Raw genomic sequence first — 17,071 nt, 5'->3', positions numbered from 1 at the left:
TTTGTATGAAGCAAATTAGTAAAAGGAGCAACTTCACGCGGTTCCCCGCCGTCATTGTTGTTAGAAAGGTCCAAAGGAGTGAAATTCCATTTGAATGCGGCCATAAAACAGCGCACCCGTATCATCTTATGCCTTCTATTCGCCTTCTTCGTCTCCTTCGCTATCACCCTTTATCTGCTTATATCGGACAAGAACCATGCAAGCATTAGCATGTGGATGTTTTTCACCCTGTGCTCACTAGGGCTCCTGGCAGGCAACGCGGCGGTTTGGCTCATGCTTGTCAGCAGAAGCAGAAGGGCAGAACGACGGAGTACGGACTGATCCCTTTACTATAAAAAAAAGCTGCCGATAGGCAGCCGCACCCTCATTCACTTTTTCGCTTCTCTCTTTAAAGCCGATTTCATGTCTGAGCTCAGCTTCTCGATATTCGGCTCCGGTACGCTTTCCTTGGTGAGCTTCGCTTTGGTCTTCAGCTTGGCGATCCGATACACGCTCGCGTCTATCGTTTCCTGCTTCAGAGCTCCCTCGCGCGCCGCTTGCAGCAGCGCATTCAGCACGGCCCGCTCCTTCGCAGGCTCATGTCCGACCAGGACGATATCCGCCCCCGCCTGAACGGCTTGTACAGCCGCCTTATCGATCGGCATCGTCGAGCCGATAGCCTCCATCGTCATATCATCGGTGATGACGACGCCATTAAAGCCCAGCTCTCCCCTCAAATACTGCTGAATGATGACAGGAGATAGTGATGCCGGCAGCTTCGGGTCCAGCTTCGTGACGAGGAGATGGGCTACCATCACCGCATCGGCTCCTTGGCGGATCGCTTCGGCGAAGGGCGCGAACTCGACGGTTCTCAGTCGTTGCAGATCATGCTGAACAATGGGAAGCTCCTTGTGAGAATCAACAGATGTGTCCCCATGCCCGGGAAAATGCTTGACAACCGGAATAACGCCGCCGGACTGTATCCCTTTCATCTCCGGAATCGCCATCCTGTTTACTGCTTCGGCCGTGGAGCCGAAGGATCGGTCCCCGATGACCGGATTGTTCAGATTGCTGTTCACATCGAGCACCGGGGCAAAATCAATGTTCAAGCCGAAGGCCCCCAGAGCGTGGGCGAGGGTGCTCCCCACTTTATAGGCATAGTCCGGATCCTGGGCAGCTCCAACAGCCTGACTTGCAGGAAAGGCGGGAAGCTCCTTAGGCAAACGCGATACCCTGCCGCCCTCCTGGTCGACGCCCAGCAATAAAGGGAGCTTGGCGGATGCGTTCTCCTTTTGCATCGATTGGAACAGGCTCCATGCCTGATGACTATCCTTGATATTAGGTCCGAAAAAAATAAAGCCGCCAACGTGGTCCTTCGTAATATGGTTCCGGGTCGTGTCATCCAGTACGGTTCCTTCTACTCCGAACAGCACCATCTGCCCGAGCTTTTCCTCCAAGGTCATCGAGTTAACCAGATCCTGAATCGGATCCGGAGCAGCTGTCGGTTTCGGCGATACGGCAGGCGGTGCGGTCTCCGTGCTGCCTTGCCTGGGGGCAGTCGTACAGCCGGAAACTATAATCAGGCCGAATGCCAATGTGCAGTTAAGCATCCTGTGCAGCAGCGATCCTTTCATTCCTTCACCTCCATGGATTTCCTCTTGTTAGTCTGGCATGCTGTGCGCCGAATTAATCCAATGATCCAAAAACGTTTCCATTTCCAGAAGGAAACGGTTGCTGAGCATAGAATACTAAGTTAAATAACTCAACCTAAGAGAGGATGAATCTGCATTGCTATTCCAAAAACAAGATCGACTCGTTATGATTGGCGACTCCATCACGGATTGCGGCCGAAAAAAACCGGAAGGGGAAGGCCGTAACGATTCGCTCGGCAACGGCTATGTCGCTTTGGTCGATGCCTTCCTTCAATCCTTTTATCCGCAGCTGGGCATCCGTGTGACGAATATGGGCATCGGTGGCAATACCGTGCGTAACCTGAAGGACCGCTGGGAAACCGACGTATTGAACCTGAAGCCGGATTGGCTGTCGATCATGATCGGCATCAACGATGTATGGCGTCAATACGACTTGCCGCAGCTTGTCGAAAAGCATGTGTACATAGAGGAGTATGAGCAGACGCTGCGCGAGCTGGTCGAACGTACGAAGCCTTCCCTGAAGGGCCTAATTTTGATGACTCCTTACTACATCGAGCCTAATCCCAATGATGGCATGAGAGCCGCTATGGACCGGTACGGCGCCGTCGTCAAAAAAATTGCCGACCAATACGGCGCTGTCTTCGTCGACACGCAGGAGGCGTTCAAGCCTGTGCTGGAGCATATTTATCCCGCAACGTTGGCCTGGGACCGGGTTCATCCGAACATGGCGGGCCATATGACCTTGGCCAGAGCATTCCTTAACGCTGTCGGCTTCTCCTGGAACGGAGAACAATAATTCTTCTAGGATTGATGCACATAAACTATGTAGGCGATCCCTTCTCCGGAATCGCAAGACCAACGCCAAGGGCTGCCGCGGATAAAGCGGCAGCCCTTATTTCATGAAAGCACTTGAAATCACGGCGGCCAGCCTGCAGCCTAGACTCCGATAACCGTCAGCTCTTTCGGATAAGTTGTCAGCACTTCCGCCCCTGCCTGAGTGACGTATACATTATCTTCAATCCGCACGCCACCTAGTCCCGACATATAAATTCCGGGCTCCGCCGTGAACACCATGCCTTGTCGCACCAAATCCGTATTGCCGCCATGAATGGAAGGATACTCGTGGATTTCGAGCCCGAAGCCATGTCCTGCCCGGGTGATGAAATATTCCCCGTACCCTTTGCTCTCAATAACGCTTCTTGCGGCATGATCCAAACTGCCGAAGGGAACTCCCGGACGAACAGCCTCAATCATGCTTCGGTTCGCTTGAAGCACCGTTTCATAGATCTCCTTGTGACGCGGGCTCACTTCACCTACGGCAAAGGTACGCGTCAAATCCGACGCATAACCCTCCATGAAAACACCGGCGTCAATGAGCAGGAACTCTCCCTCACGGACGGCGTCCGTCCCCGGTATCCCGTGGGGCAGACCCGTCTTCTCACCGGTCAATACCATTGTATCGAACGAAGGTCCTTCGGCCCCCAAGCGCTTCATGCGATATTCCAGCTCCGCAACAAGCTCCACTTCGGTTACCCCCGGCTTAACCAGCTGTACCGTATCCCGTACGGCCTCCTCTATACACTGAATCGCACGTCGTATCGAGGCGATTTCCTGGTCGCTCTTGATCACCCGGAAATCGGCAATCCGGTCATCCAGCTGAACGATCTCCGCGGCTCCCGTCGCTTCCTTCAAGGCGAGATACCGCTTCACATTCATATGCTCGGCTTGAATCCCCATACGGGATATGCCATTCCCAAGATGGCGTTTCAGCACCTCATATGGGTTATCCGTGTCTTGGTGCGAAACGATGCGTGTTAAGCTCGTTGAACGCACAGCCTTCTCGTAATCCAGCACGGGAACCATCAGCATCGGATCCTCGCCTTTGGCACAGATTAGCGCCATAAAGCGCTCATGGGGGTCCGAATAAAACCCGGTAAAATAATAAACCAGCTTAGGCAGCGTAATAAACAGAACATCCAATGCTTCATCTTCCAGAAGAGAATACAGCTTCTTGATACGGTCGTTCATCTGTTCAGCCTCCTTCAATTGCCTTCGGCATCCAGTCCGCAAGGCGGTGTTTCCTCACTCACTCTTCACCTATTGTATCATAGGCGAGACCCTTGCTTCCTCTCCGCGTACTCCCCTTCACAAGCGGAGCATAGCTTTAAAGCGGATTCATGTGCATCGCGGGGAGCCCCGATTTAAATACTAAAATGAGAAAGACCCGCGCGAAATCACAGCGCGGGTCCAGGTTGTTGAAAAAACCTTTTGCGAGAACTATGCAACATAAGGAGGCGGGATATGCCTCGGAAGAGTTTACGTCCACCTTTGAAATCCGTGAAAATACCGCTAAATCCAATCCAATTCACGGGTTTCAATAGTGGCTGGAGGGGTATACCCCGCCGGAGTATATTGGCTATAGTTCAAGTTCAATAGGTTTTTCAACAGACTCGACCCGCGCGAAATCATAGCGCGGGTCTCCGAATGGCCTATACTCCTGACCAGACGTCCTTGACGTAACGTCCTTCCTTCTGCAACGCTTGCAGCCAATCGCCGGCTGCTTCTTCCGATACTCCCTTGACCTCGCAATACGCCTGCTTCATCGTCTCTTCGACCTCCGGCGCCATCCTGCTTCCGTCTCCGCACACATATAGCATGCCGCCCCGTTCGAGAACGCCGATGAATTGCTCCGCATTGAGCTTCATTAGATCCTGGACATGCTGCCGCGGCTGCCCTTCCACTCGGGAGAACGCCGTGTGAAGCGTCACAAGTCCGTCGCGCTGATCCTGCTCCAGCTCTTCCTGATATATATAATCATACTCAGGATTACGGCAGCCGAAATACAGATGCGCCTCTCCCAGAGTCTTTCCTTCCAGCTTGAGGGCACGCCTTGCCTGAAGGAAGCCGCGGAACGGCGCTACTCCCGTTCCGGGTCCAATCATGATGATCGGGGTCTCCGGATTATCGGGCAGCTGGAAGCCCGACTCAGGGGTTTTGACGAACATGACGATGGCATCACCCGGTTCGCGTCCTGCCAAGTAATTCGAAGCTACGCCCAAATAGGTTCCGCGGCCGCTTCTAGCCGGTCCCTTGACGACGCCGACGGTAATGCTGACCTTATCCTGCTGCAGCTTGGGCGAGCTCGAGATTGAATAGTACCGCGGCTTGAGCGGCGGAAGCAGCTCGATGAACCGTTCAAACGGCAGCTCGCAAGCCGGGTACTGCTCGAGCAGCTCAAGCATCGTCAGACGCTTGCTCTGCACCTGCTCCTTGTAGGCCTCCTCCTGAAGGAGCGCCTCCAGCTCCTTCTTGTGCGGCGGGCAGACGGTGAAGGCTGCAAGCTCCCTCAGCTGTGCCCGTGTCGCCGCCTCCTGCAGCTCCACGCTGTGGCTCAACAGGTCATGGACGCTGATCGGCCGGTCCAGCGGCAGATGAGCCGCGCTGCGGCCGCTTCCGCTTATGATGAGGTGATCGCTGCCGCTCAGCCCGTAGCGCCGCAGCACACGGTCAACCAGCTCCGGCGAATTCTCCGGAATCACGCCGAGGTGATCCCCCTCCTGGTAAGTGACCCCCTCGGGCAGGACAATTTCCAGGTGCCTTGTGCTTCGTTCGCTGCCTTCCTTCTGCAGCTCCCTGTTCTCGGCAACGGCAGCTAGCAGCGCATCGTAGCTGTCCGCCAGAGGCGTGCCAACCAAGCCGCTGACAAACTGTATGCTCAAGGTGCTGGTCTCCTGCCGGGGCTTGCTGATGGCCTTCAAGCCCATCTCGTGGAGGACATCCGGCCACAGATGCTCGCTCCAATCGTCGATCTGCTTCTCGAAGTCGCCGCTCGCATCGGCCTCTCCACGCACGACCAGACGCGTCGCTCCCTTGGCCTGCAGCTGCTCGTCAATGAAGCGCGGAATATGCTGGTACGTGCTTGCCCAGTTATGGTCGCCGCAGCCGAATACGGTATAACGGACTCCCTTCAATTCACCCTGCTCCACGCCTTCCAGCCACTGCACGAACTTGCGGGCGTTGCTTGGCGGTTTGCCATTGTAGGACGCCGTGACGATGAATACGGCTCCTTCCTTGGGCAGCTTGCCTACGTAATCGTTGAGCGTAGCAACCTCACTGCGGAAGCCCTGATAACGGGCCTTATCCGCCAGATCCCTGGCGATGCCTTCAGCGGTACCGAGATTACTGCCGTACAGCACCAATAATGGAGTTTGGTGAGCCGCCTCGACGGCTGCTGCTGGCTCTTCCTGCTGCGCAGACCGCTTTTCAGCTTGAGGGGCCGTGCCTACAGTCGCGAATACGGTTTGGGCACCGCGGGGACGAACACGCATCGTGAAGCCTTCCGGCTTCAGCGTCAGCGTCTCTTTTACCTTCAGCTGATAATTCGTATGGTCGATGATTTCAAAATGTCGGAGCACCATGCCCAGAACAAGTGTGGCTTCCTGCAGTGCGAACTGCTGTCCAATACACGCGCGCTGTCCGTTGCCGAATGGCTTGTAAGCATGAAAAGGAATCTTGCTCGGATCTTCAAAGCGCTCCGGCACAAACTCATCGGCGTTCTCGCCCCACACCTCAACATCCCGGTGCAGCTTCGGGATCAGGACGCTGACACTGTCCCCTTGCTTCATCGGATATTTCCCGGCCAATAAGGTGTCTTCCTTCGCATAGAGCGAGAACGCGGGAGCCGTAGGCCACAATCGCAGCGACTCATTAAGAATCATACGGATATAGTTCAGCTCCCGTACCTGTCCATAGGTCGGAACGGGATCCTTAAGCACCCGATCGACCTCCTCGTAAGCCTTCTGGAGCTTATCGGGATGCTTCAGCAAGTAATATAGGGCGAAGGAAAGCAGTCCGCTGGTCGTTTCATGTCCGGCAATCAGGAACGTAATGATCTGATAACGGATGTTTTCATCGTCCAGCGCCTCTCCCGTATCAGGGTCCTTTCCGTTCAGCATGTGGGCCAGCAGATCGTCACCCTCGCTTCCATGGGCTTTGCACTCTGCAATAATTTTATCTACAAGCGAGTTCATCACCTGAATATCGTGCTTGAACTGCCGCTTCGTTATGACCATCAGCTTATCCTGCAGCCCGAGACGCTGAAGCTGATTCATCGCCTCGTTCAATGCGCGCACCATACTCGTTATGAAAGGATGCGGCTGTTCGCGGTAAAAGCTGTTGAACCGGTAATTAAAGCCGCAAAGCCCGATCGTATCCAGCGTCAAGCGGGTCATATCCTCGGGAACCTCGACGCTTTCATCGGGATTCAGCCGCGCCCATTTTTGAATGAGCTGAACCGCAATATCGACCATCATGCCGTGATAGCCCTGCATCGCTCTTTGCGAGAAGCTCGGCAGCAAAATATTGTGCGCCTTGCGCCAATTGGGCTCTTCTGTTTCGCTTGTGAACAAGCCGTCCCCCGCAAAAGCACGCACCTTCCTGAGCGGTGCCCATACTCTTTTATCAAATCGGGATTCGTCGCAGGCATCCTCTACCAGCTCATGACTGGATATGAAGATTTCGCTTCTTCCCGGCATATCGAATCGAAAGATAGGACCATATTCGTAAGCAACCCTGACCAATGATTGAACAGGCTCATCCAAATTCAGTTGAGGCAGGTTACCGAGCGGTCCGAAGGTTTTGGGCTGAGGGATCGTAACAGATTCGGGTTGAGTCATAGAGTTCATCCTTTCCAATGGAGACTTTATCGTACATGAAATCAAGTCGTAAGTTCATCTAGTTAATTTGCCAATAAAGTGCTTGATTATGCAAAAGCAACCATAGGAATGAATATTCATTCCGTATGTGGTTCAGAACTACGCAGACTTAGCATTCTGCACAATTCCTTCATTTCCAAGCATCGTTCAGACGTTCTTCCCATGGATACTGACCGCATCCCAGCAGCTTTCCTCCAGTTGTCCCAGCATTTGCGGAGTTTCCGTCAGCTTTCCGGCGCGAATCAGGCTGAACACCTTGGCAAATGCACCAAACACAATCGCAATCAACACATCCGCTTGTAACGGACGAATGATCCCTTGTTGAATGCCTGCAGCGGCGTAAGCATGAAGAAAATCCATCAATTGACGAAACGACTCCCGGCTCTCCTGGTCCAAATATCTCGCATTGCTATGAGTATCAACGAAATAAAAGCCGTGGATATTCGCCTTGGCAAAACGAACCATAGCGAAAAATACATGTCTGAACTGCTCTCTTACACCGCCTGCTTCGGGATAATCCCGCTTAACGGTGTCATGGAGACCTTGGACGCAGTCTTGAAACAATGCATTCACCAGTGCCTCCTTGTTCTCGAAATACCGGTAAATCGTGCCCGTTCCAACCTCCGCCTTGTCGGCAATCATCGGTACAGTCGTCCCGTCATATCCCCGCTCTGCGAATAAGACGAGGGCGGCCTCCATGATTTTATCCCGCTTGCTTAACGTCGCTTCCATCTATCGCCCTCCCTCCAAGAAATGAATGAATATTCATTCCTCACCTTTTTATTGTAAATCAGCCTCATCAATGATTGCAACTTCTGTGCTTCCTTTACCACATTTAGCAGAACATTTTAATGATAGAAATGCCTTCGATGACCAAATAAGCTAAAGGGATCAGCTCGACAAATCGAGCACGCATTACCGCCAAAGGTAAAATAGAGTAGGGAGCCTGCTAAGAACGAACAAGGAGTGGGGATTTCTCGTTCCTTGTTCGCATATTAATGCGCCGCGGAAAAGAACCACACTAAGCTATTCCACATTATGGTAAAATAAAGAGAAAGAGGTGATAGTTTTGGCACATCCAATCGACTTCATCAGCGATTTTTTACAGCACGATTTATCCCAAAGAGAAGACGTGGAGACCGTTGTTTTGTGCGGCTCCTATGCGAATGGAAAAGCGGCAGAACACAGTGACGTCGATTTATGTTATATCGGCGCGTTCGATCATTTTCAAAGAGAAAGCATTTACTATTGCGGACGCGAATTCCAAATCATGATTGCGCCCTGGGCATGGTATGAGCATGTTGTTAAGGATTATGAACGTAAGGGAAACATCGCCACCATTACCATTATGCTGGCCACTGGCCGATGTTTAATCGGTGATAACGGGAGATGGCGGGAATTGCAAGCCTTGGCACACCGTTTCTATCATGAGGGCCCAAAGGCTCCATCAGCTGATGAAACGAGAAAACTACGGGTTCAGCTAACCGATTTATGGGAAGATTATCTCGATATTATCGATGATCGGGAAAAAGAATGGCTATCCTTCGTGATCCTTCAGGAGTGTGTCAATACGTTATTTGTAACTCGCCGATGGTGGGCTGTAAAGCCCAAATACCAGCTTAAAGAAATAAAGAGCCGCAACGTCAGTATAGCCGAACTGCTTGAACGGTGCCTCGCTTCACCCGGCTCCAAAGAGGAGCTGGAAACGCTATGCTCCTATGTTCTTGAACCAATCGGAGGTTGGATGAAGGAGGGCTGGAAGGCTTAAGACAAACTGTTCAATACTAGATTTGATCGCATTACCGGAGCTTCAGTCTCCGAAGGAATCTTGCTTACCAACAAAGCCGTGATATTTTCTATCACTCTCTCATCCCCCGATCAGCTATCTGTCTAAGAAACTCCGGCACCAACCTGTAGAGCCCTGCCTATACGGGAAACCCCTTCTTCTATTTGCTCCTCATTCAAATGACCGTAACCCAGCAGCATCCGGTTGTCCGGCAGCACCGTTACAGCCACCTGCTGCTCCAGCAGCGCATCACTCAAGCCTTCCGGAAACGGATGCTTAAACTCTATGACCATATGCAAGCCGGCAGCCTTGCCGCATACCCGGAAGGACATGTCCACCACCTTATGCAAAGCCTCGACCAGCTTCTCGCGCCTCTTGCGGTACAGCTTTTTCATTTTAAGGATATGGGTGTTGAGATAGCCCGCCTCCATGAATCGAGCCAGAGCCAGCTGGTCCAGGCTAGGCGTCTGGTAATCGGTCAGCTTCTTCAGCTTCCTGCACAATGGAACCAGCGGCTCGGGCAAGACCATGTAACCGATCCGAAGTGAAGGAAACATGATTTTACTGAAGGTCCCGATGTAGATGACTCTCTCCGTGCAGAGACTTTGCAAGGAATGAACAGGCGCGCCGTCGAACCGGAATTCGCTGTCGTAATCGTCCTCCAGGATGTAGCTCCCGCAGCAGCGGGCGTACTCCACCAGTTCAATCCGCCTTTGGATTGGCATGATTCCTCCCAACGGGAACTGATGCGAGGGCGTGACATAAATACATCTGGGCATGCTGTCCGCGGGCAGGCTCTGCGTCAGCATGCCCGAATCGTCCACCGGGATCCGGTGCAGAACAGCGCCTGTCGAGGTCAGAATCGTCCGCAAATCTTCATTGGACGGGTCTTCAACTACCGCTTCATCTCCATCCGCTAGCAGCGCCCTCACGATAAGATCCAGAGCCTGCACGGCACCATTGGTGACAAGGATCTGCTCCGGCTTGGCAATCACGCCCCTCATCCTCCACAAATAATCGGCCAATATCCGCCGCAATTCCGGATTCCCTGAACAATCTCCATAATCGAGCTGCGACGTGGAAGCCTCCATGCACACGCTCTGAAGAAGGGCGCCCCATTGCTTTAACGGAAATAAATCGACGGCCGGAAGTCCGGTACGAAACGAAATCACATCTTCAGCCGAGTCAGCCCCTGCATGCTCATTCTCAGCTAATTTCCTAGGATTCGCAGGCCGATACCCGAGTAAACGCGCTCCTTCCGCCACATAGCTTCCGGCCCCCTGGCGCCCTGTAATATAGCCCTCGGCCAGCAGCAGCTCGTATGCCTCCAATATCACGTTGCGCGAAACATGCAGCTCCCCGGCCAGCTCCCGTGTGGAGGGAAGCTTGTAACCCGCCGGCAGCCTGCCGGATAAAATAGCGTCTCGGAAGGCTTCAAACACCTGCCGGAACATGGGTAACCGTGATTGCTTATCAATGGAAAACCACAAAGGCCGATCCCTCCTTTAAAGTGGTACTCTCAAAACTCCTCGTTATTGGCTCTACCAACAACCAGTTGCAGCCTGCTACAGTAAGATGAACCCAAGTAAAAGGAGATGCTTAACGGATGAACGTTCGAACTACCGCTTACCTGGAGCTGAGTGCCGCCGCTGTTCTCATAGGAAGCTCTGTCGTAGCAGGCAAATGGACCACGATGCAGCTGCCCGTTTTTTTATCCCAATCCATAAGCCTTGCCATTGCCTTGATACTGCTGGTCCCGATGGTATGGATGAGCCGTAGCGCCCGTCTTTCACTGGCCAAAAAAGACTTGCTGTATTTACTTTTACAGGCGTTCCTTGGGATGTTCCTGTTCCGCGTGCTGCTGCTTTACGGTTTAAAGACCGCACCCGCCGCCGAGGCCGGCATCGTAACCAGCCTGACTCCGGCTGCCGTAGCCGTTTTGTCCTTTATTTTCCTGAAGGAACGATTGACGACTAGGCTCCTCATTGGGATAACGTGTTCCTTATTGGGGATTATCAGCATTCAAGCTCCGGCCTGGTTCGTATCAGCCTCTTCGCTCCACTCAGCAGGCTCCTCCTTCGGTCTGATTCTCATTCTGGCGGCTGTATGCGGGGAAGCGATGCTCACCATTCTGCGGAAAATGACGGCAAGCAGCGTGTCCTCCCTGGTCGGAACAACTTACGTGACCTTGTTCTCCTTCTTGATGTTTACCCCGTTCGCACTGGTCGAGGCTAATCAATATGACTTCGCTTCTATTCATCTGAAGGAATTCGGCATGCTGCTGTACTACGGCGTTTTCGTCACTGCTCTCGCCTATATCCTGTGGTTCCGCGGTGTTGCCAAAGTATCTGCGGGAACCGTCGCCGTCTATACCGGATGCATCCCCGTCAGCACGCTGCTGCTGTCGTATGCCGTGCTGAAAGAGCCGGTCTCGGCGGCCCACCTTGTAGGCAGCGCCTTTGTTTGCTTAGGAATTTGGCATGTGTCCAGGAGTCATGCTGCAGAAGCCCGATTGGCAGCCGTCAAAAAATAAACTACCATTTTCAGAAACAGATATAAGGCGGGCGGTGTAGTTATGAAAAAATGGCTTTCAGGCTTGACGATCAGTACCAGCTTGAAGACACCTTTAAGCTGAATCTTCATTCATCCCCTCTTTTTATGTATTCAATATTACCATAAGTTGGATAATAGAGAGGTAAGATTTAAGCCTCCTACCTTAAAAAAGAAAAGCTATCGGCCTTAACGGCCGACAGCTATTGAAATATCCTCATACATTCGCTCCAGCACAGCTACCCCCGACGCCTCACTCTGCTTGGCGAGCTCCAGTAACCGGATTGCTTCCCGAGCCTGCTCCGGATCGTTCGGTTCGCCGCCGTGCGGATGAGGAAACCGCAACTGAAATTGACGAAAGACTTCCGCTACCTGCTCATAATGCTCCCCCGCTTCCCGGGCCAATTCCCGGAAAGGTTCCCCAATTTCCTTGACTCCACTCCATCTATCAGGCAAAGTCTTGAGAAACTGGGCGGCAAACTCCCTTGCGTCGCCAACCACCTCGGCATTGTAAGCATTGCCGAACGGGTTTACGGTACGGCTCCGGAAGGCCTGAATCCAGGCATCGTAGCCGGCTAATCCGTGCCTGTACTCTTTGGACAAAGTAGGAGCTTCCTCATGGGCGAATTGTATCGCCCGCTCCAAAGCCGCTGTCAGCGCCTGTACCGGATCGCTGGGAACCGATTCAAGAATTCGCAGCATGAAGACGAAGTTTAACGGCAGCTCATTCAGCTTGGCATAGGGCAGGGGCCCGTCATGTGAAGGGTCTTTGCAGTAAAGCTCCTGCAGCTCGTCGTCATATCCGTATATGACCCCGAATTCCGGAATAAACAGACTCCATCCGATGGCCGGGATCCCGCGGTCGATCGTCTCCTGAGCGAATCGGATCGCTTGCTCCAGCTTTTCCGGCGGTGCCGGTGTCCGAAAGCCATGAAGCTGCTCGCACCGGAATCCAAGAAGATTCAATCCCTTTTCCAGCAGCTCCATAGGCGAGAACATGGTCGGTCCCGCAGGGCTTACATCCGCAGGATGAATGTTGATTCGAAATGCATGGCCGGTCAGCCCCATCACATCAATCAGGGAATAGTCGTCTTTTTTGTCCGTGTATTGCAGTGCTGCATAAATCGATTGCGCTGCCGCGGTATACGTCTTGTCCCAGGAACGCTCTGTCATCTCCGTCATCTCCTCACATTCGTATAGGCTGTACAAGCACTCGGCGGGTAGGCTTCCCCTGCTGCTGCTTTTCCAGCAAAAAACCTTGAAAATAGACACGAATGCGTTCCCTCTGCACCTTCGTACGTGAACGGGAGATCGCCGTATAGACCGAGCCGATGGAGACACCCAGCGCTTCGGCAATCTCCGCAGGAGTAAACTGGCGGAATACATGGGCCTCGAAGATAGCCCGTTCCTTCGCCGTCAAGCATTGGAGCAGCTGATACAACCCGTTATACAGATCCTTGCGCATCCACTGGACCTGGGGATCTTGATGAGGACCTGGCTTTTCCTCCAAGCGTACCGTCATGCGATATAACAGGCGATCCAGCATGAAGCCGTCGCCCGTGGGAGAGGACGGGAATTGCCGTGTTTCCAACGCGGAAAAGGAGCTCTCTCTTCCGCTCGGCCCTCCCCTGCGAAGCTTCATCATTGCCTGATTCCGGACGATCCGCTGCAGCCAATACCGGAATTTGCCCGGCTCCATCAACGTTTCAATCCGCAAAAACGCGGCCACCAGTGCCTCCTGAACAATATCCTCCGCCAGATGCCCATCCTGTGTGATGGTGGCTGCCCAGCCTAGAGCCCTCTCCCGATGCCTTCGCACCAGCTCCCCGAATGCCTCACGATCCCCTGTACGAGCACGATCTACCAGCCGGTCATCCTGTAGGCTTATGACCTCCTCCGCATCATCCCTAGTTCCATCAGAAACGGCAGAGTCCTCAAACCATTGCGTAATCAACCCATTCACCCCTACGTGTCCATGTTGGTTACCATTCGTATCAACAGTTAGATGCCATTCGGAGGAGAAATCTTACAACGAGGTTACCGGAATTTCAAATGAAACCGTGGTACCTTGATCCGCCAGGCTTTGAATCGTCAGCCCGCTGCCATACATTTGCTTTAATCTCCGATTCGTATTGGTAAGTCCGATCCCGCCCCATTCTTTCTTCTTCGTTGGGTCCAATGCCTTGCGGATGTCGTCGGCCTTCATCCCCTTCCCATCGTCTTGAACCTCTATGTGAATGCAATCCCCTTTGCGATCGATCCGGATACGTATCGTCCCGCCCCTTGCGCGGCTTTGAATGCCATGTCTCACCGCATTTTCTACCAGCGGCTGAATGGTCAGCGGCGGAAGAAGCAACGTCTCATCCTCATTCCCTTCCCACAGGATGGAGAGCCTGTCGCCAAAACGTTCTTTCTCGATATACAAATAAGTACGGACAAGTTTCAGCTCATGAGAAAGAGGTACCAGATTGCCTGTGTTTAGAAAATGAAAGCTGATTCGCAGGTATTCGATAAACGCATCCCCCAGCTTGCGCATCCGATCGGTATCCAGGTCACTCAAGGCCATAATGGAGTTCAAGGTATTAAACAGAAAATGAGGCTGTATTTGTGCCTGCAGATAGGCGGCCTCCATGCGAAGATGTTCGTGAACCGACTGCTTCAACGCAATTAAGGACCGGATTCGGTATTTTAACTCCAATGCATCGACCGGCTTGGCGACGTAATCATTAGCGCCGGACTTAAATCCGGCATAGATATCCGCGGGCTCGTTACGTGCCGTTAGCAGCAAGACAGGAAGCTCTGATACAGAGAAGCGCTCTCTTACCAAACGCGTCAGATCGTAGCCGGACATTTGCGGCATCATTACATCGGCGATAATCAAATCCCACTGCTCCGTGCCGAGCAAGGACAATGCTTCGTCTGCAGAGGAAACTAATTTGAGATTGTAAGGCTCTGTTCCGAGAATGCCTGCAAGCACCTTCAGATTCACCGGATCATCGTCTACTGCAAGTATATTAGCCCTTCCTTCTTCAAAAGGTACCGATTCCACCTCGATAGAAGGGTATGGGTATGGACCTGCTACGTTTTCCGGAAGGAGCCGGGGCGGTGTGTCTATGCCGCACGCCACAAGATCTGATGCAGGCATTTCCTGCAAATCCAGCATAGGCAGCGTGAAGCTAAATACAGAGCCTTCACCCGGATTGGAGCGAACCGCAATATCCCCGCCGTGAAGCTCCACAAGCTCCTTGCAGATGCTTAACCCGAGTCCAATTCCCGAGCTATTACTGCCGCCGTGAAATCCCTGCTCGTATCTGTTGAAAATACGGGACTGCGTCTCACCATCCATGCCATACCCTGTATCGGAAACTTCAATAACGACCTGGCCGTTTTCGCTTCGGGCAGATACGGCTACCGTCCCTTGCATAGTGTACTTTAGAGCGTTATGAACCAGATTGAACAAAATTTGCGTTAATCTTTTTTCATCTGCAAGAACGGGCGGTATCGTCTCCGGGATCTTCATTTCCAGCTGAACGGGCTTGCTCTCCGTCATAAACGCAAGCATGCCGAAAACACCAGAGACAATGGAGCGTACCGCCAAGGGTTCCTTCTTCAGCACAATGCGCTTCTCCTGAAGACGCGCCACGTCCATTAAATCCTCCACCATATGAGACATCCGGGTGCTGATCATGACGAGCAGCTGCAAGTCCTCCATGCTTTTGTTATCCAACGTATGCCGCTGTCTGTTCATAAGGCTTTGGGAAATATTCAAAATCCCATGCAGCGGAGTTCTTAGCTCATGAGATGTATTGGCGAGAAACTGATCCTTAAGCCTATCAGCCTCCCGAAGCTGCTTGTTCAGTCTCGCATTTTCCTCGGCATTGCGGAAATACTGCTTGAACCAATAGGAGGAGAACGCGATAATAGCCGCAATCATATCGACCGGAAAAAATACGTTGCTAACCTTTTCGGTGAATTGAAACAATCCCCAAAGGATGCTTGAAGCAATACTTATAATCGCAAGCAGCAGATAGATGGAGTCCTTTTGCTGTCTTAGCACCATCTTGATGGCCAGATAGACAAACCATAGCATAGGAAACAAATACAAGAACCCGAAGAGCATTGCTTTTCTGGAATAATAAATAAGCGGAGGCGATGCAAATACGATGAAGATCGAATATAGTACGAGCAGAAGGATATACAGATGAAACAACCGTCGATTGCCCGACTTTCCATATAACATTTTAGTCAAATATAAAATAAAAAATGAAACCCCCATGTAGGCGAACAATCGGATTTTTTGTATCCACATGTAATTGATCGGAAACCAGAGCTGGAGTATCTTGTCATTATCGGACACAACCGTAAGCGCCGCGGCCAGAAGCAGCAGGAAAAATACAAGAAGTGCTTTTTGCCTTGGATAGAACAGATACAATATACATGCGTATAGGCCATGCAGCAGCAGAACGACGAACGTCACAAGCTGAAAGCCGATGGAATACCAACGCTCAAAATCTATGGCCGCTTGCGAGCCGAATCGGATCGATTTGGCTATGCCCCCTAAAAAAGGATGCTCAAAATTAGCCGCACGGATAAGCAGCTCGATTTCCTTCGCCCCATTGGCCTCATACGTAACGGTATACGAAACATTATAAGGCTTGTAATTTTGCTGATTTTCTGCCGGATGGCCGAATTCCTTTTGTTTTTGACCATTAATCTCTACGACGGAAGAGGCTTGGATGTCCTGAATCCAGACTGCATAAGGCTGCTCTAAGGCAGAGTCGACCAAAATACGAAGCCGGTAGGTCCCGTATCCGTATGACGTATCGGTACCTTCCGGGAAAGCGCTGCGCCAGTCCCCAGGAACCTGGAGATAATGTGGGGCTTCGGAAGAGCGGCTGGAGGATGCTTCGTTCGAGATGAAGGCTGACGGGTAGAACTCCCACTCCCCGTTAAGACTGATGGCATGTGAGGTCTCAAAGTTCCAACCGCGCATGTCAAGCACGCCTTTCTCAGCAAGGGGATGCTTCGGGTTTGGAAATACCTCGGACCAAAGCAGCCGAAAGCCTAGAAGAACCGTGACAAACAGAGTGAATATGAAGAAATATTTTATGTAGGATTTGTAATCCTTCGTTCCTAGAGCAGATACATTGGGCACGATCTTTGTTGCTCCTTTTTTTAAAACCAGGCTATTATGCTAGGTGTGTAATCTTTGAAGACGGTTTAGGGCAACGAGGCGGCTGATCCGAAGCAGCAACCAGCTTATATTCAATCACTTTTTCAATACCTTGGGCTGATTGATCATTGCTACCCGTCCTCTTTAAATATATCATAAGCTTGGAAGCATGAGGCGGATAATATAGAAAAATAATAGCTTTTATAGAAATTGCCCC

General features: G+C 52.1%; 11 protein-coding genes. 3 read left to right on the top strand and 8 right to left on the bottom strand.

The features are described 5' to 3' along the window. Nucleotides 1-368 precede the first annotated feature (368 nt). Nucleotides 369-1,613, bottom strand: coding sequence for a beta-N-acetylhexosaminidase (nagZ, locus tag ABEA66_RS01570; protein WP_345585438.1), 1,245 nt, complete (start codon nt 1,611-1,613; stop codon nt 369-371). A gap of 184 nt (nt 1,614-1,797) precedes the next feature. On the opposite strand from nagZ, the gene ABEA66_RS01565 reads away from it, so the two are divergent. Further along, nucleotides 1,798-2,427: an SGNH/GDSL hydrolase family protein gene (locus ABEA66_RS01565; protein WP_377740364.1), complete on the top strand. Its 630-nt coding sequence runs from the start codon at nt 1,798-1,800 to the stop codon at nt 2,425-2,427. A 140-nt stretch (nt 2,428-2,567) separates the two neighbouring features. Here the strand turns inward: ABEA66_RS01565 and ABEA66_RS01560 are convergent, their stop codons facing one another. From ABEA66_RS01560 to ABEA66_RS01550, 3 genes are all read right to left on the bottom strand, one after another. Next, nucleotides 2,568-3,659, bottom strand: coding sequence for a M24 family metallopeptidase (locus tag ABEA66_RS01560; protein ID WP_345585434.1), 1,092 nt, complete (start codon nt 3,657-3,659; stop codon nt 2,568-2,570). Between the two features lie 461 nt (nt 3,660-4,120). Beyond that, nucleotides 4,121-7,306: a bifunctional cytochrome P450/NADPH--P450 reductase gene (locus ABEA66_RS01555; protein ID WP_345585432.1), complete on the bottom strand. Its 3,186-nt coding sequence runs from the start codon at nt 7,304-7,306 to the stop codon at nt 4,121-4,123. A gap of 186 nt (nt 7,307-7,492) precedes the next feature. After that, nucleotides 7,493-8,077 carry a TetR/AcrR family transcriptional regulator gene (locus ABEA66_RS01550; protein ID WP_345585430.1) on the bottom strand — a complete coding sequence of 195 codons (585 nt, stop codon included), beginning with the start codon at nt 8,075-8,077 and terminating at the stop codon, nt 7,493-7,495. Between the two features lie 337 nt (nt 8,078-8,414). Between ABEA66_RS01550 and ABEA66_RS01545 the strand changes: the two genes are divergently transcribed. Continuing rightward, nucleotides 8,415-9,113: a nucleotidyltransferase domain-containing protein gene (locus ABEA66_RS01545; protein WP_345585428.1), complete on the top strand. Its 699-nt coding sequence runs from the start codon at nt 8,415-8,417 to the stop codon at nt 9,111-9,113. Between the two features lie 122 nt (nt 9,114-9,235). Here ABEA66_RS01545 and pdxR read toward each other — a convergent pair whose 3' ends face one another. Further along, nucleotides 9,236-10,621 (bottom strand): MocR-like pyridoxine biosynthesis transcription factor PdxR, encoded by a 1,386-nt coding sequence (gene pdxR / locus ABEA66_RS01540; RefSeq protein WP_345585426.1) that lies wholly within the window; start codon nt 10,619-10,621, stop codon nt 9,236-9,238. Nucleotides 10,622-10,737: 116 nt separating this feature from the next. Between pdxR and ABEA66_RS01535 the strand changes: the two genes are divergently transcribed. Then, the gene (locus ABEA66_RS01535) at nt 10,738-11,664 is read left to right on the top strand and encodes a DMT family transporter (RefSeq protein WP_345585424.1); all 927 of its coding nucleotides are present in this window, start codon (nt 10,738-10,740) and stop codon (nt 11,662-11,664) included. Nucleotides 11,665-11,870: 206 nt separating this feature from the next. On the opposite strand, the gene ABEA66_RS01530 is transcribed toward ABEA66_RS01535, so the two are convergent. From ABEA66_RS01530 to ABEA66_RS01520, 3 genes are all read right to left on the bottom strand, one after another. Continuing rightward, nucleotides 11,871-12,854 carry a hypothetical protein gene (locus tag ABEA66_RS01530; protein WP_345585422.1) on the bottom strand — a complete coding sequence of 328 codons (984 nt, stop codon included), beginning with the start codon at nt 12,852-12,854 and terminating at the stop codon, nt 11,871-11,873. A gap of 13 nt (nt 12,855-12,867) precedes the next feature. Then, the gene (locus tag ABEA66_RS01525; protein WP_345585420.1) at nt 12,868-13,635 is read right to left on the bottom strand and encodes an RNA polymerase sigma factor; all 768 of its coding nucleotides are present in this window, start codon (nt 13,633-13,635) and stop codon (nt 12,868-12,870) included. 72 nt (nt 13,636-13,707) lie between these two features. Then, the gene (locus ABEA66_RS01520) at nt 13,708-16,836 is read right to left on the bottom strand and encodes an ATP-binding protein (RefSeq protein WP_345585418.1); all 3,129 of its coding nucleotides are present in this window, start codon (nt 16,834-16,836) and stop codon (nt 13,708-13,710) included. Nucleotides 16,837-17,071: the final 235 nt, after the last annotated feature.

It is taken from the genome of Paenibacillus vulneris (assembly GCF_039543185.1).
Lineage (GTDB): Bacteria > Bacillota > Bacilli > Paenibacillales > NBRC-103111 > Paenibacillus_S > Paenibacillus_S vulneris.
This window is presented reverse-complemented; position numbering and strand designations above follow the sequence as displayed.